Genomic DNA, 445 nt, shown 5'->3' on the forward strand with positions numbered 1-445 from the left:
CGGCATCGCGCACGCGGCGGGCCGGCAGGGCATGGGCCAGTTCTGCCACGGCGACGCACTGCTCGCGAACATCCTGCTCTCACCGGCCGGTCCAGTGCTGGTGGACTGGGAGCACGCGGGCTGGTACCTGCCGGGTTACGACCTGGCGACGCTGTGGTCGGTGCTCGGGGACGCGCCGGTGGCGCGGCGGCAGATCAGCCAGCTCGCCCAGGCGGCGGGCCCGGCGGCACGGGACGCGTTCCTGGTGAACCTGATGCTCGTGCTGACCCGGGAGATCCGTACGTACGAGACGGCCGTGCAGCGCTCGATGCACGACACGGCCCCGGCCGTACCCGCCTCGTCCCATCCGGGTGCGGTGCCGTCCGGCGAGGAACAGCGGCTGCTGCTGCGGCGGCTGCACGACGACTGCCAGCTGGCCCGCCGGGCCGTGCGCGCGGCCGTCGGC

General features: G+C 74.6%; 1 protein-coding gene. It reads left to right on the plus strand.

What is annotated here, in order from left to right:
* Nucleotides 1-445, plus strand: a 445-nt coding sequence (locus tag BZY54_RS53635; RefSeq protein ID WP_244217359.1) for a phosphotransferase, incomplete at both ends; no start/stop codon positions are given.

The sequence above is a fragment of the Streptomyces carpinensis genome (assembly GCF_002154505.1).
GTDB lineage: Bacteria > Actinomycetota > Actinomycetes > Streptomycetales > Streptomycetaceae > Streptomyces > Streptomyces carpinensis.